The sequence below is a fragment of the uncultured Sphaerochaeta sp. genome (assembly GCF_963676625.2).
Taxonomy (GTDB): Bacteria; Spirochaetota; Spirochaetia; order Sphaerochaetales; family Sphaerochaetaceae; genus Sphaerochaeta.
In genome coordinates this window covers 131,770-155,161 of sequence record NZ_CAXXYB010000008.1, presented here as the reverse complement: position 1 = coordinate 155,161, position 23,392 = coordinate 131,770, and the positions used below count along the sequence as shown (strand labels likewise).

Sequence of the window (23,392 nt, the reverse complement as noted above, 5' to 3'; positions counted from 1 at the left end):
TATGAAAACTATTGTCAAAGGTCTCTTGTTAGCAATAACACTCGTGATTGTCTTTTATTCTCCGGCAAAAATTGGAAATGTCCTCTATTACACTCTGTTTCCCCTAATGTTTGTCTTGGTGTATATTTTCTATATAATTAGTTATGGTGTATCGGAAAAAGATGTAAAAAAGGTTCGTGACGAACCTTTTGCTCTTTCTTTTTTCTGTGGTATGGTCCCTCCTCTTGGAGAAGGGGATCTGGTAAGGGGCCGTCTGGTCATCGATGGCAAGAAGGTTGTGCTCTATAAAAGATCAGATAAGGATTGGAAGCGTAATGCTCCCTGTAAGCCTGTTTGGTCTCTTGAAGTCCCTGACTTGAAAAGTATAGGGGTAGGTCCTGTCTTGTCTGTCAGAAAGGGAATTGTGCTCTACCAGGAGGAAAGTTCAGCTCGCTTTGTATATTTCAAGGCAAAGAAACAGAAAGCGACGATAATAAAGGCTCTTGGTTGGAGCGAAACTCCCCACATCCCACAACCAGTGGAAGTATATTCCGAGGCAGCCAGTGCACCTTCTTTCTCGAAGGCCATGGAAGGTAGCAAGCCAGATCAAAAAGAAGGTCTAGAGCCTGAATCCAATACCAATACGTAAGGGTACAGCAATCCAATGGTTGGTCATTGAGGGAATTTCCAATTGATACGTTATTCCTGTTGAAGCAAATAAACTGAAGGAATCAGTCAATATGTATTGTATTCCTGCCATCGCTTGAACTGAAGCTCCCCAAGTGATTGAATTTGTGCTGTCATAGAAGAGCGTTGGCCCCAAGGCAAGGGAGATGGGAAACGTTATATCTCCTTTTCCAAGATTCCAGATACCTTTGCCTAGAATACTGGCATAGAACCTGTTGGGAGTATCGGAAATCATGCCAAGTTCCAAGCTTCCTCCAAAGCTGAGGGTATTCGTATTTGCAACAAAATCGAGATTTGCACCCCAGCCCTTGGAAAAAGTATCAAGTTGTTTATCAAAGAAAGAAATTGCAAGATTTATCTGGGAGGTGTTTTCCTTGGCAATCGAGGGAATCGTCTCAGCCTTGACCTCTGGCTTTTTGACGTCCATTGATGTTGGTTCGTTTCCACTCATTGTACCTGCAGAATTAGCAACAGAAGTCGTTGGGGCTATCGGTTCTATTTCCTGAACAGGTGCATTGGACATACTTTCTGGTTTTGAAATTGCGGTTTTCAGGGGTGAACCTGTTTCAGCAATGGATTTTAGCATGTCTTGAGTAATATATGGGGACGTGGATTCAGCTGCCAGAAGAGGAATCCTTATCATATCCTTTTGTGGCAAAAGGGAAGCGAGAAGCGGATCGTTAGGCAAGGGCATTGGTTTGGATGTTGCCGTCAATTCGGATTTCTTGCTTTCCTGTCCAGCAGATATTGGCAGTTGTGACGCTACTGTTTCAACCGGGGCAATTGCATTCTGTCCAGAATCAGTAACTTTTGCGATTACTGTTTTTGCTATCGGCTGAAGTTGATCTTGCTGTGTTTTCTGCTCGTTTGTAGCTTTCTCTTGTTGCATGGCCGAATTGTTTTCAAGGGTTTTGCTTTCCTGTATTGATGTTGCCACAGGCACAGTTTTCCCTTGTCTGAAAACCCAATAGGTTCCTCCAAGGATTGCAATGCTGGCGATAATGAGCAACACACTTACCAAGTTTTTGTTCACGTCAAGACTCCTTATATTTAGTATAACAAATAATTACGATCTTACACTGCAATTTTTACCCCATTATTTAAAAACTCTTTTTTTCTTCATAAAAGTATATGTAGACCCTCTAATCGAGGTAAGAATTCTTTCTTTTTTTACCAAGCAGAAAGTTTTTCTGGTTTTTTTTCATGTCTCCATCCTGAATTTTATGTAGTTGACTTAGGGAATGTTTCCCATCTGGGGAAGATGCTAGGGTTGAGCTCTCAGGAGAGTGGCAGGATGAGAAAAACACTTATTGGATTATTGATGCTTGTCTGTCTTTCAAGCCTTTGGGCTGAAGAATCAAATACGGTATTTGTTTCTGCCGATGCTTCGGGGCTGGACGTTCTATGGAATGATTCCCTCCAGGCAAGGGTGGATTTTGGATTCAGGCTTTCCTCCGGCTTTGGACTCAGATTGCCTTTTTCTTTCTTTTCGGACACTACCTATAATGATGTATCTCTTCTTGAGCTTGGTCTTTTTCTGGACTATCGACCGTTCTATAACGGTTTTTTCATATCAGTTTCACTTTTTCAAATGGGATTCTATGGAGGGTTGGACAAGCCTGCCGAACCCAATCCCACGCTCAATGAAGTAGCTTTTGGCTTTACTTGGCATTTCTTCAAGGATTTCTTTGTGGAGCCAAGACTTCTTATCAGAGATCCAAATGGGGTCTTTGAAAATGAATACGATTCACTTTCAAATTCTTTTCCCGGATATTCCCAGGTTCGTTTTTCCATCTCTTTTGGTTGGGATTTTCTTGCCATTCCCAAACCAGAGATGAGGAACGAAGATTCTATTCGGCAGGAAGGAGGGGGTGTTCAATGAACAAGTCAGTACAAGGAATTGCCAGATGTTCCATTGTGTTTTGTCTGATCGTTCAACTCTCAGGGTGTTCTCTGGGATGGGAGGCAAGCAGTAAAGCAAAAATAACCGATAAAGAATTGTTTTCCTCGGTTGCAAGGGTGATTGAAGAACAGAAAGATGTGGTACAGGATTATCTGGATATCGAGATTCCCAAAACCTTGGAGGGTGATTTTCCCAAGGGAGAGGATGTTGTCCAAAGTACTCTATTGGAAGACCAGGGACGAGCGTACCTTGAGTTTTGTTATGCAGTGAGCAAGGGAAATACGGAAAATCAGGTTGAAACGGTCGTAGATTATGCCCAGGATCTTATCAGCGAGGAAGCAATGGTGGATTTGCAAGCCAAGCTCTCACAGACTCGCTCCCTTATGATGCAAGATGGCGAAACCTTTGCCAGGGGACTTGCTCCTTCCCAGAGGGCAGCTTTCTGGAAGGATATGCAAAAGTTGGTTACCCGGACACTGGTTTTGTTTACTGCCGGAATTGTCTATGCGTTCATTCCGACAGCTGTGTTCTGGGGGAAGATAACGGCTGCCTCCGCCGTTGCTGTCGCGGCCGGGGTGGTTGCCAGTTCGATGATGTCCCTTTGGCGTTATTATCAATTCGGTGGAAATATTGATGAATCCTTCAATGAATGGCTTCTGAGTGTAACGACGGAACCTGAGGTTTCCTTTGCCTTGGCCTCAAGTATGATTGCCGTGGGAAAAACCATGAAAAGGGGGCCTGTCGTTACGGGGATCATCATATGTGTCTTTGCCCTGTATAATGTAATCGATATGGTCAAGCCAATGCTCAAGCAATATGATTTTACTGTTTGATGGCAGGGGGTACTGATACAGTACCCTTTTTTGTATGTTGCTCTCTCCATTGGTTTGTGAAATAATGTTTTTATTGGAAAAAACATTTTACAGGAGATGAATATATGGCAACTATAGTAGCGAAAGAACTTTTGGAAAGATTTTTACGGTATGCAGTAATCGATACTATGAGTGACGAGGCTCTTGCAGCCACCAGACGCCCCTCTACCGATAATCAGTGGGACTTGTTGAATCTGCTTGTCACTGAATTGAAAAGTCTCGGCCTAGAGGATGTATGCCTTGATGAGAAGGGCGTTGTCATTGCCCATATACCCTCCAACCTGGATCATACTGTACCCACCATTGGTCTCATGGCCCATGTGGATACCGCTGACGATGTGATGGGCAACGGGGTGAAACCCCGGGTCATTGAAGCGTATGCAGGTGGAGATATCAAGCTCAATGAGGAATATTCCATAGTTGCCGCAGAAAATACAGAGCTTGCAGGATATCTTGGCAAGACGCTCATCGTAACCGACGGAACAACCTTGCTTGGAAGCGATGACAAGGCAGGAGTTGCGGAGATCATGACAGTTGCCCAGGTGCTTTGTTCTGACAAGACAATCAAACATGGGGAGCTTGAGTTGATTTTTACCTGTGATGAGGAAACCGGTGCCGGTATGGATGATTTTCCCTATGACAAGATTCGTTGTGACTATTGTTATACCGTTGATGGGGGCAAACGGTTTGAGATTGAATCTGAATGTTTCAATGCCGCTACCGTAAAAGTTCATTTCTCCGGAGTCAGCTACCATCTGGGAGCTGCCAGGGGGAGACTTGTCAACGCAGTTACCATGGCTGCCTTCTTTGTAAATGGCTTGCCTCAGGCAGAAAGCCCCGAGGCCACCGATGGCAGATATGGCTATTATTGTGCGCAGACCATCAATGGAAATGCCACGGATCTTGATCTCATCCTCTATCTTAGGGATTTTGATTTGACTGTCTTGGATCGTAGAATCGAGGCCATACACCAACTGGCCAAGGCAACGGAAGCCCTTTATCCGAATGGAACAGTTACTGTTGAGGCAAAGCACGTGTACTACAATATGGTCTTCGCCGCCCAAAAAAAGCCAATTGCAATGGAATCCTTGAAGGAAGCAGGAAAACGTCTTGGCATGAAATTGGATGAACAGTTGATCAGAGGCGGTACGGATGGTGCGCGGATGGCAAATGAAGCGCATATCCCCTGTCCCAATATTTTCACGGGAGGCCATAATCTTCATTCCCGATTTGAATGGGCTGCCTTGCCGGCAATGGTTGACAGTGCTTCCTTGGTGCTTGAGATTGTCAAGATAGGTGCCGAGGCATGAAGCGAATCGGCTTGCTGTTGTTTCTGCTGATGCTTTGCTTTCCTGTCTTCAGTATGGAGCCCAAATTCCAGGTAACCCTGGCAGAAGTGGATGCAGAGACCGACTTGGGGCATCTTGTCGAGGCCTCGGTACGTTCAGCAACCGAAAGAAGTTTTTTACCACGTCTTCCCTATCCTCTGGAGGAAGGGGAAGACGTGTCGGTTTCGATAGATCCCATCATACTTACCGGTCCCTACCAGGTTCGATGTTCCCTTAATTTCTTCTTTCGGGGAAAGGCTCTGAAGCTGCAGCTTTTTGCCAAGGGAAAGAGCCTTGCTTCTTTGGGAGACTCTATTGAAACAACACTCTATTCTCAACTTAGGTATGATGCCTTGTCCCTTTTTGACCAGATCGAAGGGCTATCCTTGGGGTATGTCCATGGCTCAAGTCTTTCTTCCTCCCTTCCATCAGGGACTCTGTTGCATGTTGGTGATCAGGTCGCGGTATCCGATAACCAAGGGAAAAGAACAGGTCTCTTGGTAACCGAAGGTATCCTTCAAGGGGATGTGCCTGTGGCTCGGTTTCTACCTCTGTATGGAAAAACCTTGCTTCCAGGTATGGCCTTGTCCAAGATTTCAGGGAGAACCTTTACGGTTTCGGCACCGGTTTCTTATCAGAATTCCCTTATTACAGTGGGCCTTGAAGGGACCTATAGCCAAAATATCGGGTTATATCCTTTCTTATTTTCTCTCAAGGTATCTGCCTTGTATCGTATGGATGGTTCTTTTGCGACCTTTGGACTTACGGGCCTTGAAGTTCGTCTTCCTCTTTCCCTGGTATTTGGTTCCACGAGGCAAGGTCTTGCCAACGGTTCAATTTCTGCTGCCTGCAGGATAGGCCTTGGGTTTTCCACAACAGAAAATGAGATGATTCTGGGCAGCGAAGCTGAGCTATCCTATCAATATTCCCTCAGTGCAAGTTGGGCCCTGCAAGTAGGTGTTTCCAGTAAATATTGGTCATTATCCGATAAGGCCTACGATTCAGGACTTTCTCTTATTCTCTCAACGTCGTACACTTGGTAATACTATGAGACAAAAAATCGGCATCATCCTACAAAAGAAGAAAATTTTCCTACTGGTGGTCTTTCTGCTTGCCTTGGGATTGTTCTCTTCCTGTTCCTCGATTTCAAATCTTGTCAGATCCTCGGTTGAAGGTGTTCCTTCCTGGGTTTATGAGCCTGAGGCAGCAGCGAACCAGACAATATTCGTGGGAAAAGGGGAGGGTACGGTATCTTTCAATGCCCGTTTGGTTGCCTATGAAGATATTATTACCCAACTTTCTGCCTATATCGGACAGGATGTCAAGAATATGTATTACCGCGAATTGACTACAACTGATGCAATTGCAGTGCTCGGATTGAAAATTACCCATGAATATGCAAAAAATGATGCCAATACCTTTGCCTCCTATCTTATGGCTACTGCAGACACTGCAAAGTTGGTTTCCAAGCGTACTGATGTAATGAATGCAATGTACAAACGGGATAACGACATAGAAGCTATGCTTTCAAAAGCAGAGCAGGCGTATCGCTTCAACAAGGATATTGAGGCGATCAACCTCTATCTCGAAGCCGCGGTAGTCTCTTCCGGGGGTATGGTTTCCGTTAAACAGCATGAAGTAGATGCTTTACTGGAGAAAGCAGAAGCAGCCATTTCTGCATTACGTTTCTCCATATCAAAATCGGATGCCAGCAAGGCTACCTGTACTGTGTATCTCAGAAGAAAAAGTCGATTGTTGTTTCCCAAGATTCTCAATGCTCCCATTGAGGCAAGATTTTCTGCCAGGAATAGTCTTGGAAGGGATTACACCGATACGTTGATGTTCAATACGGCAAATAATGGCTTTATTTTTTTCGTCCCCTATAACCAAGGGATAGCAGGAAGTGGGACCATTGTATTTGGGCTTGATCTTTCTGAGGCAATTTCAAGGTTGCAAGGTATCATACCAGATGTGAAAATCCAGAAACTCATAGCTGCAGTTGATGCAAACCGTGTCAGTTTTGCCTATTCCTTGGTTTCTCCTTTGCAAGATGGAGGCCTTCTGGCTGATATTCATGAATATTCCATCAAAGGAGAACTGCTGACTTCCCGAACCGCCACCGAAGCAATGTGCAGCGAACTTTCCATCGATTCTGTTTTTGCGGACTCTCAGATGGTGGAAGCAACGGAAGGGACTGATCTGAAAGCTGAAATTGCAAAATTGAATAAACAAGCCAGATATTTTTTACTTGGAAAGGTGGGTATTATTGATGAACAACTTCTTGGTGGCAAATATACGGTAGTTGTCTCTGGTTCTGTACAAATCTGGGACCTTTCGAAAAGTGAATCCATTGCCGATACCCGCGAAATCGAGGCAGTTGCCTTTGATGTGGATCCATCAAAGGCAAGAGGTGAAGCCTTTCGAAGATTTGGGATGATTGCCTCATCCTTGCTTACCCAGTATCTGCTTTGAGTTTTTCAGGTCAGTGTTTTGTATAGGTCCTGACCAAGTCAAGGAAGTCTCCGGGATTATTGCTGATTATCCCTTCAACTCCCATATCCAACAAAGTCTTTGCATCTTCCTTGGAATTAACCGTCCAGGAACAGATGGGATACCCTTTTTTGGTGTGAAATTTTTCCATAGTCTGGTTTGTTACTTGTGCTTTATCAGGTTTTAGGTAATTGCATCGTGCTATATGTCTTCCCCAGCCATGGCGAAAAATTCTTGGAACGCCTTCCCCGTCGGAATAAATGACGGCAGTCGGCAAGGCAAAATGGGTCAGCGTGTTGAATCGGCGAAGAGAAATGGGATTGAAGGAGCTTATCATGCAGTTTTTCTCCAAGTCAAAAGCGCAGATGGTTTCCCAGGTTTTTTGTTCAAGCCCATGATTCTTTATATCCGAGGCTTTCAGTTCAATATCATAGTACAATTTATCTGAACAAGTCCTGAATAACTCGGAAAGCAAGGGAATTTGCTCCCCTTCATATGCACTTCCCTTATGACTGCCTACGTCAATTTTTCGAAGTTCCTGGAAGGTCAATTCCTCCACGATGACATCCTGTCCGCTTACCCGTTTGAGGTTTGAGTCATGGACGACCACCAACTCTCCGGTCTTGCAAAGATGGACATCAAGCTCTACTCCGGGAATTCCCCTCTCTACGCACATTGCAAAGGCTGACAAGGTGTTTTCCGGGGCAATGGAAGAATAGCCCCTGTGACCGAATAGCATCGGCTTTTCAGTATTCTTGAAAAATGGTTTCATGTTCAAACTCCTGGGGAATATGATTTTAATAGTGAAATTTCATCAGCATAACGACTGCTGTCGGGGGTTTCCAAGATAAGGGGAATCTGGGAGAAACGTTGGTCTTTCAGGATGAAAGAAAAGCAATCAAGACCTATGAAACCCTCACCGAGGCTTGCATGGCGGTCTATATGGCTTCCCAAATCTAATTTTGCATCGTTAAGATGCATTCCCTTTAATTTGTCAAAACCGAGTATAGCAGAAAATTGCTCCATGGTATTTGCAAAAGCCTCAGGATTCCTTATATCGTAGCCTGCTGCGAAAATATGGCAGGTATCGATGCAGATGCCCACTCGGTCACGATGTTTGCAATATTCCAGAATCTTGGCAATTTCTTCAAAGGTAGACCCCACGGTAGATCCTTGCCCTGCGGTTGTTTCCAGAATGGGGGAAACTGATGGTTCTTGCTCCAGGACCTCATCCAGGGATTGGGCGATGAGTTTGAGACAGGACTGCCGGTCGCTGTTGTCCACAGCTGATCCCGGATGGAAATTAAGCGTATCCAATCCCAGAGTCGCGACTCGATGCATTTCATCGAGAAAGGCCTCGAGACTCTTCTGCCGTTTCACTGGATCTGGATTTCCGAGATTTATAAGATAGCTGTCATGGGGAAGAATTTGGTTTTTTCCATACCCCAGACTAGCACAGGTCTTCTTGAAAAGAGATGCTTGTTCGGTTGTTATAGGATTTGCAGTCCATTGCCGTTGGTTTTTGGTAAACAAGGCAAAAGCTGTAGCGTCAAGTTCGTGTGCCTTGAGGGCAGCCTGCTCAAAACCCCCGGCAATACTGGAATGGAAACCAACATAAAACATGCGAAAAAGGTAGCTCTTCAACGAAGGGTTGTCAATCACCGTAAGTAATGCTACTGTTGCTTCCTAGCATAGGAGCATAAGGATCATGGTCGAAAAACGGTTGTCCGTTGGAAGTGAGATATCTGGGTTTAAACTCCTGGAGGTAACCCCTCTGGAAGATTACAAGGCAACAGGTTATTTGTTTCGGCATATAGCGACCGGAATGGAAGTATATCAGGTCGTCAATGATGATTCCGAATTATTCTTCGGTTATGTATTCAAGACCACACCAAGCAACGATTACGGAATAGCACATATCCTTGAGCACAGTGTTCTCGCCGGTTCCCAAAAATACCCGGTCAGGGACCCCTTCATGACTCTTTTGAAGGGAAGCACCAATACCTACATGAATGCCATGACCTATCCTGACAAGACGGTCTATCCCGCAGCCAGTCCTCTTCGTGAGGATTTTGAGAATCTTTTCAATGTGTATAGCGATGCCGTCTTTGCTCCCTTGCTTCGTGAGGAAACCTTTCAACAAGAGGGTGTTCGTCTGGTTTGTGATGGAGAGGCCTGTCATTTTGAAGGAGTCGTCTTCAATGAAATGCTGGGTGACGGTGCCGACCATGATAGTATCGTTGGAAGGCAAAGTGTCAGAACCCTGTTTCCCGATACTCTGTATACCTTTGAATCGGGAGGAATCCCTGAAGAGATCATAAAGCTCGACTACCAACAATTCCTTTCCTTTTATGGAAGGTTCTACCATCCTTCAAATTGTCGTCTGTTCCTGTATGGAAAACTTCCCGTGGGAGAGAAACTGGAATATCTGGACAAGGAATATTTGAGAACCTGTGGAATGATAAAAGTCGATGATATTCCTCCTTGTTCGCAACCTTGGAGTTCTCCCAGACATTTTACCTTTACCAGTCCCGTTGAAGAAGGAGAGGGCGAAGGAAATTGCTCCGTGGTCCTTTCCTGGGCAACCAGTGAAGTCAGCGATCCTTTGGAAGTCATTACCCTTTCGACTTTGGTCGATATCTTGCTGGGAAATCCTGGGTCTCCTCTTTACAAGGCATTGCTTGATTCAAAACTCGGCCTCGATATATCCCCTGAAAGCGGAATGAGTGCAGATTTCAGACAAATGCCCTTCGTTGTGGGATTCAAGGGGATCAAGCAAGAAAAAGCAGAAGAAGCAGAAAATCTCATACTGTCCGAGATCAAGAAATTGGTCACCGACGGAATTGATCGAGAGGTCATTGCCTCTTGCGTGAAACGGGCCAAATTCAAGCAACAAGAGATACCTGGCGGTATTCCTACGGGAATTCGTGCACTATTGCGATCCTTGCGTGCCTGGTTGCTGGATCTCAGCCCATCTGAATCCATCGGAATATCGAAACCCCTGGTGGCTTTGGAAGCGGCCATGGAGAAAAACGATCGGTATTTCGAAGACTGGATGCAAAAGCATCTTTTGGACAATCCTCACCGATGCCTGGTGACGGTCGTACCGGACAAGGAACATCTGAAACGACAATTGGGTTCCATCGAGAAATATGCAAAGCAACAATATGATGCCTTGGGAAAGAAGGGCGTAAAGTCCCTTATGGAGCAGAATGGCCGGTTCCTGGAATTCGAGCAACAAGGGGATACCCCCGAAGCTCTTGCCACTGTTCCAAGATTACACCTTGAGGACTTACCCAACGAGGTCAAGACCAATACACATGAATATTCCTTGCTTGCAGGAAGGGATTTGTTTTACCGTCCTTTGTTTTGCAATGGTATTGTCTATGCGGACTTGGCAATACAGATTGAGGACCTTTCGGAACGGGAACTTAGGTTGATGCCCTTATATATCCGATTGATTCAAATGACGGGTCTTGGTGATCTTACTTATCCGCAGGTATCAACTCGACTCAGACATCTTACCGGGGATTTCAGTCTATTCTTGGAGTCAGGCTCTACTTTGGAGGCTACTACTGATCGACAGTTGGTACTATCCCGTATCAAGACCCTGGTCGAGGATTTCCCCGAGGCCATGACCTTTATCGGAGATTTGTTCAGGAATGCCAAGGTAGGCGATCCTGAACGGATACAGGCGGCTCTTTCAGATCTTACGACCGATTATGCTGATAATGTGACCTATAATGCCCATAGTTTTGCAGCTTTGGCTGCTGCCTCGGTGATGAGCAATGTACAGCATGAAGGTGAAATCCTCTCGGGTTTTCACCAATGGTTCTTTTTGAAAACTCTCTTGGAGGATCAAATTCCTTCCCTTGCAAAGGAATTGCTGGCATTGCAAAAGACCCTTTGCTCAAGAAGTCGATTTTCTCTTCATTTAACTTGCGATGAACAGTATGCAAAGGATTTAACCTCGACTTTGGAAACATTCCTTTTGGACTTTCCTCAGGGAGAAGGTATTGTTCACCGGCAACGTAACTACAAGGAAGTATCGGAAAGCGAAGCTCATTCGATAGGTTTGTATAGATTGCCTTCGACTGTGAGTTATAGTGCGTATGTATTGAAGAGCAGTCCCTGCGGGTCGAAGCTGCAGGCAGCCCAGGTACTCTTGGGCCAAATTCTTTCAGGCAATGATTTATGGGAAATCGTACGGGGACAGGGGGGTGCCTACGGGGTATCAGCCCATGCCGATGTCATGGAACAACTTTTTCTGTTTACTTCATATCGGGATCCTCGTATTGCAGGAACGCTTGCCGATTTCCGCAAGGTATTGGAAACCTATGCAACCAAGAAAATTGACTGGAAGGATATCGAGAATGCCCTTATTTCTACGGTAGGAGATGATTTGAAGCCTCTTTCCCCTTCCCAGGAAGCAATTCTTTCCTTTCGGAGGATCTTGTATAGGATAACTGATGAATTCCGTTCGAAAAGAAGGAAACAACTTCTGGAGATTACGGCCCAGGATCTCAATGAAGGAGCCAAGGCCTTGTTGGAAAATGCTGAACAAAAGGATTCCTTTGTAGCCATTGCCGGTGGACAGCTTTTGGATATTGAAAAAGCAAAGAATCCTATGCTTGATCGCCCTTCGGTACGTTTGCCACTGTAGGTCGTTCCCCCCATATTCTAGCAAGGGAATTGAGTTCCTTGGGGTCCTTGAGTTTGAGTACGACACATTGCCTGATGCTTGCCTTGCTTTTGGCAATGTCCTCTGCAAGGGCCTTACAGGTCGGGGCCCCGCATAGTCCACAGTCGATTCGGGGAAGAACCGCAAGTATCTGGCGGGCTTTTTCCATCTTGTGGAGTGCCTTTGCCATATCTTCATCCAGTTTCATGGTGGTTTTGGGTTTAGGTTGTTCTTGATAAAGCTGGGGAAGCAGATACTGCTTATGCTTGAGGATTCTCTCTTCCAATTCCTTGGGAAGTTCCTTGGGCAGGCTTTCGGACCAGTGCCGGAGTCTTTCACTTGCCAGGAATCGATTTCTGACCGCCAGTATTCCCCCTGCACAACCCTGGGCACAAGCCTCCAACTCAAGGAAATCCAACTCAACGTCCTCCTCTTGTTCGAGAAGTTCCAGAAATTCGATTACATTATGCATTTCGTCAATAGCCAAAGTCCTTCCTTCAACTGTGTTGCATTGCCCCTTGGGCAGGCACCAACGGGCAGCTTTTCTGGTACACAGGGGAAATGAAAAGGTCGTATCGCCATCCAAGGCATACAACTTCCGATTCTTGGAAAGCAAGCTTCTTATCATATTGTAGGCAGTGTCAAAATTGATTACTCCCTGGAACAAGGAATTATCTTCTGACCCTTGGGTCTTTATCTGGGCTATCTTTGCTGCGCAGGGAGTAATGTAGAAAATCCCGATTTGTTCGATTCCATAGGTCTGTTCGAGCTCCGATCGAGCAAACAAGGCTACAATTTGGGCTGGGGTCCGTTTTCTGCTCAGATTATCCAATAGGAGAGGGTAGCGGATCTGGATAAGACGCTGAACTGACGGACAATAGTTGCTGATCAAGGGTTTTTCCTGGTCTGCTTCGGTTGCCTTGAGCAAATGCAGGATGTCGATTCCTGTCTCTGCAAGATAGAGCTGGGTGAAGCCGCAGTCGTAGAAGGCCCGGCAAATCTGCTGGACTGTGTAGATATCAGGAAACTGGGCAAAAAAAACAGCGGGAATGACTGCCACCCTATGGGTATATTCCAGCAATTGCCCGAATAAGCTTTCTTCAATTGCCATTGCGTTGTTTGGACAAACGGCCATGCATTGTCCGCAGTCGATGCAACGTTCACTGATTATCTGAGCTTTTCCCCCAGCGATGCGAATAGCCCCTGTAGGGCAACGTTTCATGCAATGCGTACATCCCTTGCAAAGGTCCTCGCGTACATGCAGACTGTGATGGAAAGGTCGGTCAATCATGATTGAACCTCCAATTTGAAATACATCGAGACTCTGGTATGATCCCCAGCCTTGGTGTAGATATCAAGTTTGTCACAGTTCTTTTTGATATTCGACATACCCATGCCTGCTCCGTAGCCCAATTCCCTCACTTCTTCTGTTGCCGTTGACCAACCGTCGGTCATGGCCAACTCCAGGTTTTCTATTCCGGGACCAATATCGATGGCTTGTATCAAAACGCTATCTTCCTCGATATCGCAAACAAGTTTGCCTCCGTAGGAATGGGCAATGACATTGACCTCTGCTTCAAAGGTTGCAACGATGATTTGCTTGATCTTGTGCGGAGGAATATCAAGCTGTTTTAGAAGACGCTTGATTTTGCTTGAGGCAACCCCAGCCACCGAGAAATCTTTTGCAGGGACGGTAAATTCTTCATGCATCTCAATATACCGGCTTTAACCCTTTTTCATACAACAATCCACTTACTTTAAAAAGAGAGTAGGGAGAGTAGGCCAGCGCAATGTCCAGTTCCTTTGCCATGTCTATCATGCCTTGGCTTGGTCTTTTGTTTCTCACAAGCAAAATATTGGTAATATCGCTCATTTCAGCTGTTCTGATCGCTTGGTTGTTTGATAACCCCGTAATGAGGAGTATGTCGTCTTCCAGGAGGGTAAGGACATCACTCATCAAATCACTGGCAAACCCACTCCGTACATCTTGGTCAAGATGTGATTCTCCACAAACCAGAATCCCATCGACACAGGCAATGATATCTTTCAATTTCATGGGTTCCAGTATATCATGCCACGGTTAAATTCGGTAAAAAAATAGTTATATGCCGTCCTTGTTCTGAAAGGCATACGTCTTGAGGGGGCGGAGCATCTTCAATCGGAGACGTTCCTTGAGCTCTGAATCAGTTACAAACCCTGATGAGTTCTTGTTTGTCTCAAATAACTTGTCAAGGGAAACGGCAGTGGAAAAGATGTCCAAGGCTTCCTTTTCTCCTTGATCAATATGCTGTTGAATTGTGCCCCGATCAAAATTCAAGGTTCCCTTGAAAAAATTACCCAGTGTCTCCTGGGGGATGATCTCCACGAATCTTGCCTGGGGAAAGGACCTTCTATCTACGGCGGTTTTTCGTGAAAGATGAACCACTATGAAATCCCGCACTCCTGTATCATAGAGTATTTTTACAGGGATATTGTCGGTTATTCCTCCATCAAGAAATTGTTCATTTCCAATGTTTTCGACTGAAAATAGCAAAGGGAGGGCTGAACTGGCCAGTAATATGGCCTCCGCTTCCTGCTTGGGAAGCCTGTTCAGCAAGAAAGACTTGCTTTTCATTTCCGTACACGAAAAACAGGTTGCATAGGCCTGAACCTTTTGGTAGGGCAAGACAGGGTCTGTTATATGATTCTCGATGATTTCACGCATTTTTTCCCTTGGGAATATTCCCGAGGCAAGCTTTGCAGAAAGGAACCGAAGGAGGGTTTTCTGGAAACCTTTTTTGATCTTGAACTCCGGAAAGTCAGAAAACAATTGCTGTACCAATCTTTCGCTATCTTCCTTGGTAAAAGGCAGGACATCCTTTCGTTGGATGGTCTGCCAGACATCCTTGCAGTTTTCAATATTTCCCATGGCGAACATACAGGCATTGAGGGCTCCCACGGAGGTCCCTGAGACATCGGTTATCAGTTGTTCCAGATTTGCTTTTCTCAAGGCTTGCCAGACACCTAATTGATAGGCGCCTTTTGCTCCTCCTCCTGCCAATACCAGTCCTATTCGTCGGTTTTCTTGCATGCTGCAAGTATACGTCCTAAAAAAAGAAAAGTTCAAGGAATAGCTTTTCCGCTTGTTCTTTTCTTCCTTTGGTTTTACTCTTTGGCCAAGAGGCATGGGTATGGCAAAAGACAAGAATGCGGAGATCCTTGCCTGGGCTTTGAGCCAGGCTGTGGGGCGAGATGATGAAAATGAAGTGAGACGATTGGTGGCGAAAGGAGCCGATGTGAACTTCATTCCAGATACGACCCTTCTGATGCGTTGTGCGGCGACTACGTTCAATTTGGAACTTTTCAAGGCAATGGTCACTGACCTGCGGTCGCTGTCTACTACTGATTCAAGAGGCTGGAATGCAATGATGTATGCCCTTGATGCCGGAAACCTGGGTATTGTCCGGTATTGTATCCAGCAAGGAATACCGGTCAATTATAGCCAGGAAATTGATCAACCCCTTATTATCGCGATACAGGCGGGACGGATAGGTATAGTGAAATTCCTGCTGAAAGCCGGGGCTGAGGTGAATGCACCGGATTCCCTTGGCCGGACTCCCCTCATGTATGCCTTGGCCAAGGGAAACACGGAAGTTGCCATGATGCTCGTTTCCCAGGGAGCTGACCTTATGCACAAAGATACCAAGGGAAAGAGCATTCTTACCTATTCCTTGGAAAGCAATGATCTTTCCGCCCTGAAATATAGTATTGAATTGGCACGGCTCTCCTTGCCGAAGGGCATTCTTGTGGACGCAGTTTCCTCACGTGTCGACCTCGATATAATCAAATATCTGGTGGGACAGGGAGCTGATGTTTCTCTTGAGTCAACGGAAGTTCCCAGAGGTATCTTGCTTGACCTTGCAGTGCAATCAGGAAGGGATGACCTAGTCAGGTATCTGCTCAAGCAAGGTGCACCCATGAGTGAAAATATCCTGGAAATCGCTGCTCGTCAGGGAAACCCCGATAGTATCAAGATTATTCAGAAGTATGATCCTCCCCAGGGTGATCGAGGGCGATTTATCGAGGCTGTCGTTCAAAGCGGGAACCTGAAATTGCTCTCTTCGGTCATGGAGGAAATTCGCGTGATGGACCGGGATACCCAGCATCGTCTTATGTTCATTTCAGTCCATTCAGGGTTTCCTGTTTTGTTTGAGCAACTCAGGGATGAACTTGACCTGGATGTCGACTATCTCGATGACCAAGGATCGAGTCTGCTCTTTGAAGCTGTCTATCTCGGATTCCCCCCTCAGGTGAAACAAGTAGGTTGCGTAACCAAGGACGACCTTTACAGAGTCCGAAGAACCGTCTCGGATCGTATCGGACGATATGAAATTCTCAGGAATCTGGTAGAAAAGGAGCATATTCCTGTTAACTTGACCAATGTAAAAGGTGAATCTGCCATCCAGATAGCTGCCCGGTATTTGAATTTCCCGGCTATCCAGTATCTCCAGAAACAGGGAGGGGGGCTTTATGGGGAAGACGAAAAGGGTGAAAGTGCCGAGGAAATCCTGTTGAAGACCGGAATAGGAAAGCTTGACCAACGAAAAATGGAGAAAGCCATGGAAGAAGGTACTTGTTTGGGAAGAAGATCACCAATCCTGTATAGACTTTAGGAAGCTGTTCTGCCTGGTTTACCATTCTCTCTTGATTCCTTTTTTTAAATCTTTGAAAAAACGGTTTCAAGAAGCTATACTATGGTAAACAACAGGAGGTATTTCGTGAAATTCATTGGAGCTTTGGACCAGGGTACTACCAGTACCCGGTTTATTCTTTTCGACAAGGATGGAGCAATTATTGCTTCACATCAAATTGAACATAAGCAGATTTTCCCTGAACCGGGTTGGGTAGAGCACGACCCTTGGGAAATCTGGAAAAATACAAGTGAATGTATTACGGAAACTTTGCGTAAGGTTGATGCAACCGGTTCTGATGTTTCCTGTATAGGAATTACCAATCAGCGAGAGACCATTCTTGCCTGGAATCCAAAAACCGGAAAGGTGTGGCACAATGCCATCGTCTGGCAAGATTTGCGTGGAGCTGCCTTGATCAATGAACTCAAGGAAACGGTCGACCTTCAATGGCTCAGGGAAAAGTGCGGCTTGATCTTCAGTCCTTACTTTGCGGCATCGAAGATTGCCTGGTTGCTTGCCTCGATTCCCGGCTTGCGGGTGGCAGCGGAGAAAGGGGAGGTTATATTCGGCACCATTGATACGTGGTTGACGTGGAACCTTACTGGAGGAAAGGCACTGGTTACGGATGTTACCAATGCCTCACGGTATATGCTTATGAATATCCAGACATGCCAATGGGATGATGAATTGCTCTCATTATTCAATATTCCCAAATGTTCCTTGCCCACCATCGTGCCTTCTTCCGGAGTGGTATATGCAAATACAACTTCCGACGGGCCTTTCAAGACTGAAATTCCTGTTTGTGGTATACTCGGGGACCAACAGGCTGCCTTGTTTGGCCAGGCTTGTTTTACGGAAGGACTTGGAAAGAGCACCTATGGTACCGGGTGTTTTTTATTGGTCAATACTGGGCACAAGGTCTGTACCTCGAAACTGGGTTTGTTGACTACCGTTGCCTATCAAATTGGCTCTGAACCTCCTGTCTATGCCTTGGAAGGGTCAATTGCCGTAGCTGGATCTTTGGTACAGTGGGCAAGGGATAATTTGATGATAGTGGAATCTCCACAAGAACTGGACAAACTGGCCGCCTCTGTGCCAGACTGCGGGGGTGTTTATATTGTACCGGCTTTCAGTGGCTTGCTTGCACCGTATTGGCGTTCGGAAGCACGAGGGGTTATTGCGGGATTGACAGGATTTGCAACAAAGGCTCATTTGTGTCGTGCTATACTGGAAGCAACAGCTTTTCAGGCAAACGACATCTTTGAGGCGATGGAGATTGATAGCGGTATTCACATGACAACCTTGAAAGTTGACGGAGGGCTTACAAATAGCGAGCCTCTGATGGCATTTCAGGCTGATTTACTGGGAATTCCCGTGGTCCGCCCCCTTGTTGTCGAAACAACAGCCCTGGGAGCTGCTTATGCCGCTGGTTTATCAATAGGGGTCTGGAAGAATATGGGTGAGCTATCTGCCTATTGGAAGGAAGAGAGACGATGGAAACCTACCATGAGCGAAAGCATCCGTGAAAAAAAATCCCGGTTGTGGAAAAAAGCGGTGAGCCGGACACTAAATTGGATTTCTGTCGATAGCGAAGAAGTGGAGTCATAGAATGTGGTCTGATACCTTGCGAAATTTCTTTTCCTTTATACGCCCTGTTCTTGAGATCGGGGTCTTGGCCTGGGTTTTCTATCGCTTCTATGAAGCGATAGCCCAAACCAAGGCACAGCAAATCGTCAAGGTATTCATTACGCTTTTTGCTGCCTATGCCCTGAGCTATATACTGAAACTTGAAGTTCTGCTTTGGTTCTTCAAGAATATTTCCATTCCGGCTACCATTTTTATCTGTATCGTGTATCAGCCGGAACTCAGGAGATCCTTCACGCAATTATGGAGTGGAAGGAGCAGACTGTTTCGCATTGGTACCCAGACTACCAACGGAGACCAGATCGACAGTATTCTCAACGCCTGCAATGTACTGGTAAATAAACGAAGGGGAGCCTTGATTGTGTTTCCCCGACGCTTGGGTGTCAAAAATATCATAGATAGTGGAACTCGTCTCAATGCAGATCTCTCGACTTCCCTCATTCTGACTGTTTTCGACCATGATACTCCCTTGCATGATGGAGCAATGGTTGTCCAGAACGGAAGGATCATTGCCGCAGGTTGTTATCTTCCTCTCAGCGAACAGACAGATATCAAGAAAAGCTTCGGAACCCGTCACCGTGCAGCCTTGGGCATGGCTGAGGAATCGGATGCCGTGGTATTAGTCGTTTCCGAGGAGACCGGGGCAATAAGCATGACGTACAATGCAAACCTGTATTATGACCTTGATCCCCTGACCATCAAGCGGATGCTTCTGGCTTTGTTTAGTTATCACGATATTACGCCTGAAGAATTGCAACAGGAGGCATCCTCCGATGAAGCGGAATAAATATTTACAAAACTTCATATATGATTGGCCTGCAAAGGTCTTGTCGCTTGTCTTTGCCATCGGCATTTATCTTTTCATACAGTATTCAACCATTGGGGCAAGGGTGGTTACCATCCCCCTGGATGTAAATCTTCCTCCTTCCTATACGGCAGAAAGCCTTGTTCCTCATTCTGTGGATATTCGCATCAAGGGAAATGATGATATTATTTATCTCATTGATCCCGATTACATCACCGCTCGCATTGATTTCTCTTTTGTCAAGGAAGCGGGAATTGCCACGGCTCCAGTTGTTCTGGAATATGAGGAAAATGTATTCAATAACGGAGGTGTCTATATTTCTGCTGAACCCTCCCAGTTCAGGATACTCTTCGGCAAGAAGGGGAGCAGTCCGAATGATTGATGGAATAGGGATAGATGTAGTAAATATTTCCAGGATGGCTTCTCTTTCCTCTGTAGCCCTGCATAGGCTTTTCCATGCAGCTGAGATTGCCAGTGCCTTGCAATTGTCCAGTGACCAGAGAAATGAATATCTTGCCGGTAGATTTGCCGCAAAAGAAGCTTTGGGAAAAGCCCTGGGCTCTGGAATGGCCGGTTTTTCACCTTCTGAGGTTTGTGTAAATTCCTTGGGAAACGGAAAGCCTGTCATGGAATTGTATGGAAAGGCCAGGGATTTGGTCGGGGAGCGCATGATTTTGCTTTCCATCTCTCATGATGATCCGGTGGCCACTGCCATCGTCTTGTTGCAGGAGACCTGTTGATGCCTCGATCCGATTGGCAAAGACCTCCCCTTAAGCCCCTTGTTGAAGGGGAACGTCGGATAATGCTCAAGGTAGCCTATAATGGTACCCATTACAGTGGCTGGCAGAAACAAACCAATGCCCATTCCGTAGTGGGGGAACTGGAACAGGCTCTAGTGAAAATGCTGGAAGAATCTGTTGTGATCATTGGCAGCGGAAGAACTGACAGTGGAGTTCATGCCATAGGTCAGGTGTGCCATTTCGATATCCTGAACAAGAAGATCAGGGGTACTTCCTTTGCCCCTGCGCTCAATAGGCTCCTCCCTCTGGATATCAGGATTCTGGAAAGTTGTGAAGTGGATGGAACCTTTCATTCCCGCTTTTCAACCATGGCACGGATGTATCGGTACTATATCAAGGAAGAAAAAACTGTTACGCCCTTTGATGATCATCAGGTAGGAAAGATCAGGAAATTTCCGGAAATTTCCTTGTTGCAGGAATACGCAGAGGTTATTCAGGGAACCCATGATTTTACTACCTTTACGGCAAGCGGGGACATCTGTCCGAGCAAATGCCGGGATATCTATGAATCTTTTTGGTCGTACGAAACTGATAGGTGGGGAAGCAAGGTTCTGGTCTATACCATTTGTGGCAATGCTTTCTTATATAAGATGGTTCGGTCCTTGGTAGGATCGATGATTGAGTTTTCCGAAAAACAAAGACCTGTCTCTGATTTTATACAGGCCCTTGCCTCGAAAGATCGCCATTTGGCGGGACGTACCGCAAGCCCTTGGGGATTATATCTGGTTCGCATTTCCTATGATAAACAGGAGTATGCTTGGTTCGAGGAGAAAAGTAATGAATGATGTGGAACTGAAACGGGAAGCCTTGGCTTCCTCTCTTCAGGAGTTTTTGGTACTCTGCGACCAGACAGAAGAAATTATCACCGGAAAACCCGGGCAGCCGACTCCTGTAATGGATTTTTCCGGTTTGCTTGATTCTCTTCTTCCTCTTCCCCTGGACAAGAATTCAATTCGGGGGTGTACCTCCAAACAGTTGCAACTGCTGGTCGAGGGATGTACCAGATGCAGGTTATGTGAAAAAAGAACCCATACTGTTTTCGGTGAGGGAGTCCTTCCTCCCAGGTTGATGGTAATCGGGGAAGGTCCCGGGGCTGAAGAGGATGCCACCGGAAGGGCGTTTGTAGGACGGGGTGGAATCTATCTGGATTCCTGGCTCTCTTCCATCGGGCTGTCCCGGAATAAGAATGTCTATATTGCCAATATCGTGAAATGCCGTCCTCCCGAGAATCGTAACCCGCTACCCGATGAAGTCGCTGCCTGTCTGCCTTTTGTCAAACGCCAGATTCAGCTTGCCAAACCAGAATTGTTGCTCTTATGCGGAGGAGTGGCAAGCAAGTCCCTCTTGGATACCACCGAAGGGGTTGGTAAACTCAGGGGACGATTTTTCAGATGTGAAGGAATTCCTGCCTTGGTAACCTACCATCCAGCCGGGGTTTTGCGAAACCCTGAATATAGGCGACCTGTTTGGGAGGATTTGAAGAAAGTTGCCTCGTATCTTGGTATTCCCCTTGCAGGGAGGTCTTGATGCCTAAGTTCCTGGAACTTGTGCTTGATGTTCCCTTGAAACAGAGTTTTACCTACAGTGTCCCTCCCGAACTCGAGCAAATGGCCCAAGTGGGCATGCGTGCAGTCGTTTCCTTCGGAAAAAGGGAGATGACAGGATATGCCATCGCTGCCCTTGAGAAATTCGAGGCAGAATATACAATCAAACCGATAAAAAGAATAATAGATGCCCAACCTCTTTTTGGTCACAGGGAAGTTGAGCTTTCCCTCTGGATGTCCCGTTTTTATCTTTGCAGTCAGGGAGAAGCCTTGAGCTTGATGATTCCTGGCGGTAGGCGTGATAGCGGGATGCCTGCCCTTGAGGCGGAAGAGGATTTGACCATTGGGTCAGTAAAACAACTTTCGACGGAACAATCCAACGCCATTGAAACGATTCTTGCAGCTACCCGCCCGATGTATTATCTCTATGGGGTTACCGGGAGCGGTAAAAGCGAAGTATTCCTTCGTTGTGCCGAGGCGATGATAGAGAAGGGGAAGCAAGTCATCTATCTTGTCCCTGAAATTACTTTGACCCATCAGTTGGTTCGTCAGGTTGCAAATCGATTCGAGAATAAAGTGGCTATCCTGCATTCAGCCTTGACGCCGAGCCAACGGCTGGCCCAATGGAAAAAGATCAAGAATGGAGAGGTTATGCTGGCAATTGGGGCCCGGAGTGCCGTCTTTGCCCCCTTTGAGAATCTTGGCTTGATCATCATCGATGAAGAGCATGAAAATAGCTACAAGAGTGGCAATACTCCTCGATACCATGCTCGTCAGATAGCCCAGAGACGATGTCTGGAAACAAAGGCTACCCTTGTCATGGGAAGTGCCACACCCTCACTTGAAGCCTGGAAAATGATGAAAGATGACACGCAATTGCAATGTTTGCGTCTCGATAATAGAGTCGGGGGTGGTGTCCCCCCCCAAGTTCTGATTGTTGATATGAAAAATGAAAAACGAACCATCAGCCGAGCCTTGCAGGGGCAAATAAAGGAAGTCCTTGCGAAAAAGAAGCAGGTCATCCTCTTCTTGAACAGGCGAGGTTATTCCTATTTCTTTCATTGCAAGAGTTGTGGGTATGAGATGGTTTGTCCCAATTGCTCAGTAACCCTGACCTACCATAAGGAACATAACGAGATGGTTTGCCATTATTGTGGATACAGGCAGAAACCGATAGCTGTCTGTCCCGAATGTCATTCCCTGGATGTTGGCTACAGTGGTTTTGGAACTGAGATGGTTGAGCAGGAAATAGGGCAACTTTTTCCGAATGCATCCATAGAGCGTCTTGATACGGATAGTGCAAAGGACAAGAAGCTGATGGCCACTGTTTTGGATGAATTTCGCAAGGGAAACATCGATATATTGTTGGGTACCCAGATGGTGGCCAAGGGATTGAACTTTCCGGGGGTTGAGTTGGTTGGTATCGTGTTGGCGGACAGCGGAATGAATATCCCTGATTTTCGGTCACAAGAACGGACCTTTTCCTTGTTGATGCAAGTTTCAGGAAGGGCGGGACGTTACAATGACCAGGGAAGGGTTGTAATCCAGACCTTCCATCCTGACAATGCCGCTGTTACCTATGCCCAGGAAGGCAGGGTCGATGCTTTCTTTGACCAAGAATTGGCAATGCGCAAGGAGACAGGTTTTCCTCCATACAGCAGATTGATAAATCTGGTCATCAGGGGAAGAAATAGGGAAAAGGTTCTTGAGCAGGCTTCCTGCCTGGAGACGCTCCTGGAAGGCCTTGCTTCCCAATTTCCCGTAGACAAGGCACCCTTGGTACTCTGTAACTGTGAGTGTCCCTTGGAAAAAATAGCTTCGAACTGGCGTCATCATCTCTTGGTAATGGGAAGCGAGGCCTCTTTGGCCCATCGTTTGGTTGCCAATGCTCTTCTCCAATATTCCGCTCCTTCCGGTATTTATATTGAAGTTGATATAGATCCCCTGCAAATGATATAGCGTTGACTGGATAACATAAGTATTGGTATC

22 protein-coding genes are annotated in these 23,392 nt (G+C 46.1%); 15 read left to right on the top strand and 7 right to left on the bottom strand.

The features are described 5' to 3' along the window. The first annotated feature begins 1 nt into the window (after position 1). Positions 2-628: a hypothetical protein gene (locus ACHZBG_RS11320; RefSeq protein WP_320129567.1), complete on the top strand. Its 627-nt coding sequence runs from the start codon at positions 2-4 to the stop codon at positions 626-628. Here the strand turns inward: ACHZBG_RS11320 and ACHZBG_RS11315 are convergent. Next, entirely contained in the window at positions 599-1,699 is a 1,101-nt protein-coding gene (locus ACHZBG_RS11315) for a hypothetical protein (RefSeq protein WP_320129566.1), read from the bottom strand. The two genes, ACHZBG_RS11320 and ACHZBG_RS11315, sit on opposite strands and share 30 nt — an antisense overlap. A 261-nt stretch (positions 1,700-1,960) precedes the next feature. On the opposite strand from ACHZBG_RS11315, the gene ACHZBG_RS11310 reads away from it, so the two are divergent. The 5 genes from ACHZBG_RS11310 (at position 1,961) to ACHZBG_RS11290 (ending at position 7,241) form a co-directional block, all read left to right on the top strand. Then, positions 1,961-2,548 carry a hypothetical protein gene (locus tag ACHZBG_RS11310; RefSeq protein WP_320129565.1) on the top strand — a complete coding sequence of 196 codons (588 nt, stop codon included), beginning with the start codon at positions 1,961-1,963 and terminating at the stop codon, positions 2,546-2,548. Beyond that, positions 2,545-3,402 carry a hypothetical protein gene (locus tag ACHZBG_RS11305; protein ID WP_320129564.1) on the top strand — a complete coding sequence of 286 codons (858 nt, stop codon included), beginning with the start codon at positions 2,545-2,547 and terminating at the stop codon, positions 3,400-3,402. Before ACHZBG_RS11310 ends, ACHZBG_RS11305 begins: the two co-directional genes overlap by 4 nt. Before the next feature lie 104 nt (positions 3,403-3,506). Next, positions 3,507-4,751: a peptidase T gene (pepT, locus tag ACHZBG_RS11300; RefSeq protein WP_320129563.1), complete on the top strand. Its 1,245-nt coding sequence runs from the start codon at positions 3,507-3,509 to the stop codon at positions 4,749-4,751. Beyond that, on the top strand, positions 4,748-5,812 hold the full coding sequence (locus ACHZBG_RS11295) for a hypothetical protein (RefSeq protein WP_320129562.1): 1,065 nt from the start codon (positions 4,748-4,750) through the stop codon (positions 5,810-5,812). Before pepT ends, ACHZBG_RS11295 begins: the two co-directional genes overlap by 4 nt. Positions 5,813-5,816: 4 nt before the next feature. Then, entirely contained in the window at positions 5,817-7,241 is a 1,425-nt protein-coding gene (locus ACHZBG_RS11290; protein ID WP_320129561.1) for a hypothetical protein, read from the top strand. A 10-nt stretch (positions 7,242-7,251) separates the two neighbouring features. On the opposite strand, the gene ACHZBG_RS11285 is transcribed toward ACHZBG_RS11290, so the two are convergent. Beyond that, entirely contained in the window at positions 7,252-8,031 is a 780-nt protein-coding gene (locus ACHZBG_RS11285) for a glycerophosphodiester phosphodiesterase family protein (RefSeq protein ID WP_320129560.1), read from the bottom strand. 2 nt (positions 8,032-8,033) lie between these two features. Further along, positions 8,034-8,882, bottom strand: coding sequence for a deoxyribonuclease IV (gene nfo / locus ACHZBG_RS11280; RefSeq protein ID WP_320129559.1), 849 nt, complete (start codon positions 8,880-8,882; stop codon positions 8,034-8,036). Between the two features lie 85 nt (positions 8,883-8,967). Between nfo and ACHZBG_RS11275 the strand changes: the two genes are divergently transcribed. Then, positions 8,968-11,922: an insulinase family protein gene (locus tag ACHZBG_RS11275; RefSeq protein WP_320129558.1), complete on the top strand. Its 2,955-nt coding sequence runs from the start codon at positions 8,968-8,970 to the stop codon at positions 11,920-11,922. Here ACHZBG_RS11275 and ACHZBG_RS11270 read toward each other — a convergent pair. Genes ACHZBG_RS11270 through ACHZBG_RS11255 form a run of 4 tightly spaced genes read right to left on the bottom strand, consistent with a single transcriptional unit; the run spans position 11,885 to position 15,010 of the window. Further along, positions 11,885-13,231 carry a [Fe-Fe] hydrogenase large subunit C-terminal domain-containing protein gene (locus tag ACHZBG_RS11270; RefSeq protein WP_320129557.1) on the bottom strand — a complete coding sequence of 449 codons (1,347 nt, stop codon included), beginning with the start codon at positions 13,229-13,231 and terminating at the stop codon, positions 11,885-11,887. The two genes, ACHZBG_RS11275 and ACHZBG_RS11270, sit on opposite strands and share 38 nt — an antisense overlap. After that, complete coding sequence (locus ACHZBG_RS11265) at positions 13,228-13,650, bottom strand: ATP-binding protein (RefSeq protein WP_320129556.1); 423 nt, start codon at positions 13,648-13,650, stop codon at positions 13,228-13,230. Before ACHZBG_RS11265 ends, ACHZBG_RS11270 begins: the two co-directional genes overlap by 4 nt. A 1-nt stretch (position 13,651) precedes the next feature. After that, a complete protein-coding gene (locus tag ACHZBG_RS11260) occupies positions 13,652-13,996 on the bottom strand; it encodes a hypothetical protein (RefSeq protein ID WP_320129555.1) in 345 nt (114 codons plus the stop codon). A gap of 45 nt (positions 13,997-14,041) precedes the next feature. Next, on the bottom strand, positions 14,042-15,010 hold the full coding sequence (locus tag ACHZBG_RS11255) for a patatin-like phospholipase family protein (protein WP_320129554.1): 969 nt from the start codon (positions 15,008-15,010) through the stop codon (positions 14,042-14,044). Between the two features lie 100 nt (positions 15,011-15,110). On the opposite strand from ACHZBG_RS11255, the gene ACHZBG_RS11250 reads away from it, so the two are divergent. From ACHZBG_RS11250 to priA, 8 genes are all read left to right on the top strand, one after another. After that, positions 15,111-16,592, top strand: a complete 1,482-nt coding sequence (locus tag ACHZBG_RS11250) for an ankyrin repeat domain-containing protein (protein WP_320129553.1) — start codon at positions 15,111-15,113, stop codon at positions 16,590-16,592. A 105-nt stretch (positions 16,593-16,697) separates the two neighbouring features. Next, a complete protein-coding gene (gene glpK / locus ACHZBG_RS11245; protein ID WP_320129552.1) occupies positions 16,698-18,218 on the top strand; it encodes a glycerol kinase GlpK in 1,521 nt (506 codons plus the stop codon). Between the two features lies 1 nt (position 18,219). Then, positions 18,220-19,041 (top strand): diadenylate cyclase CdaA, encoded by an 822-nt coding sequence (gene cdaA, locus ACHZBG_RS11240; RefSeq protein WP_320129551.1) that lies wholly within the window; start codon positions 18,220-18,222, stop codon positions 19,039-19,041. Next, positions 19,028-19,441: a hypothetical protein gene (locus tag ACHZBG_RS11235; RefSeq protein ID WP_320129550.1), complete on the top strand. Its 414-nt coding sequence runs from the start codon at positions 19,028-19,030 to the stop codon at positions 19,439-19,441. The genes cdaA and ACHZBG_RS11235 overlap by 14 nt, the downstream gene beginning before the upstream one ends. Next, positions 19,434-19,799 (top strand): holo-ACP synthase, encoded by a 366-nt coding sequence (gene acpS, locus ACHZBG_RS11230; RefSeq protein ID WP_320129549.1) that lies wholly within the window; start codon positions 19,434-19,436, stop codon positions 19,797-19,799. Before ACHZBG_RS11235 ends, acpS begins: the two co-directional genes overlap by 8 nt. Then, a complete protein-coding gene (gene truA, locus ACHZBG_RS11225) occupies positions 19,799-20,644 on the top strand; it encodes a tRNA pseudouridine(38-40) synthase TruA (RefSeq protein WP_320129548.1) in 846 nt (281 codons plus the stop codon). The genes acpS and truA overlap by 1 nt, the downstream gene beginning before the upstream one ends. Further along, positions 20,637-21,386: a uracil-DNA glycosylase gene (locus ACHZBG_RS11220; RefSeq protein ID WP_320129547.1), complete on the top strand. Its 750-nt coding sequence runs from the start codon at positions 20,637-20,639 to the stop codon at positions 21,384-21,386. Before truA ends, ACHZBG_RS11220 begins: the two co-directional genes overlap by 8 nt. Continuing rightward, positions 21,386-23,362, top strand: coding sequence for a primosomal protein N' (priA, locus tag ACHZBG_RS11215; RefSeq protein ID WP_320129546.1), 1,977 nt, complete (start codon positions 21,386-21,388; stop codon positions 23,360-23,362). Before ACHZBG_RS11220 ends, priA begins: the two co-directional genes overlap by 1 nt. The last annotated feature ends 30 nt before the right edge of the window (positions 23,363-23,392 follow it).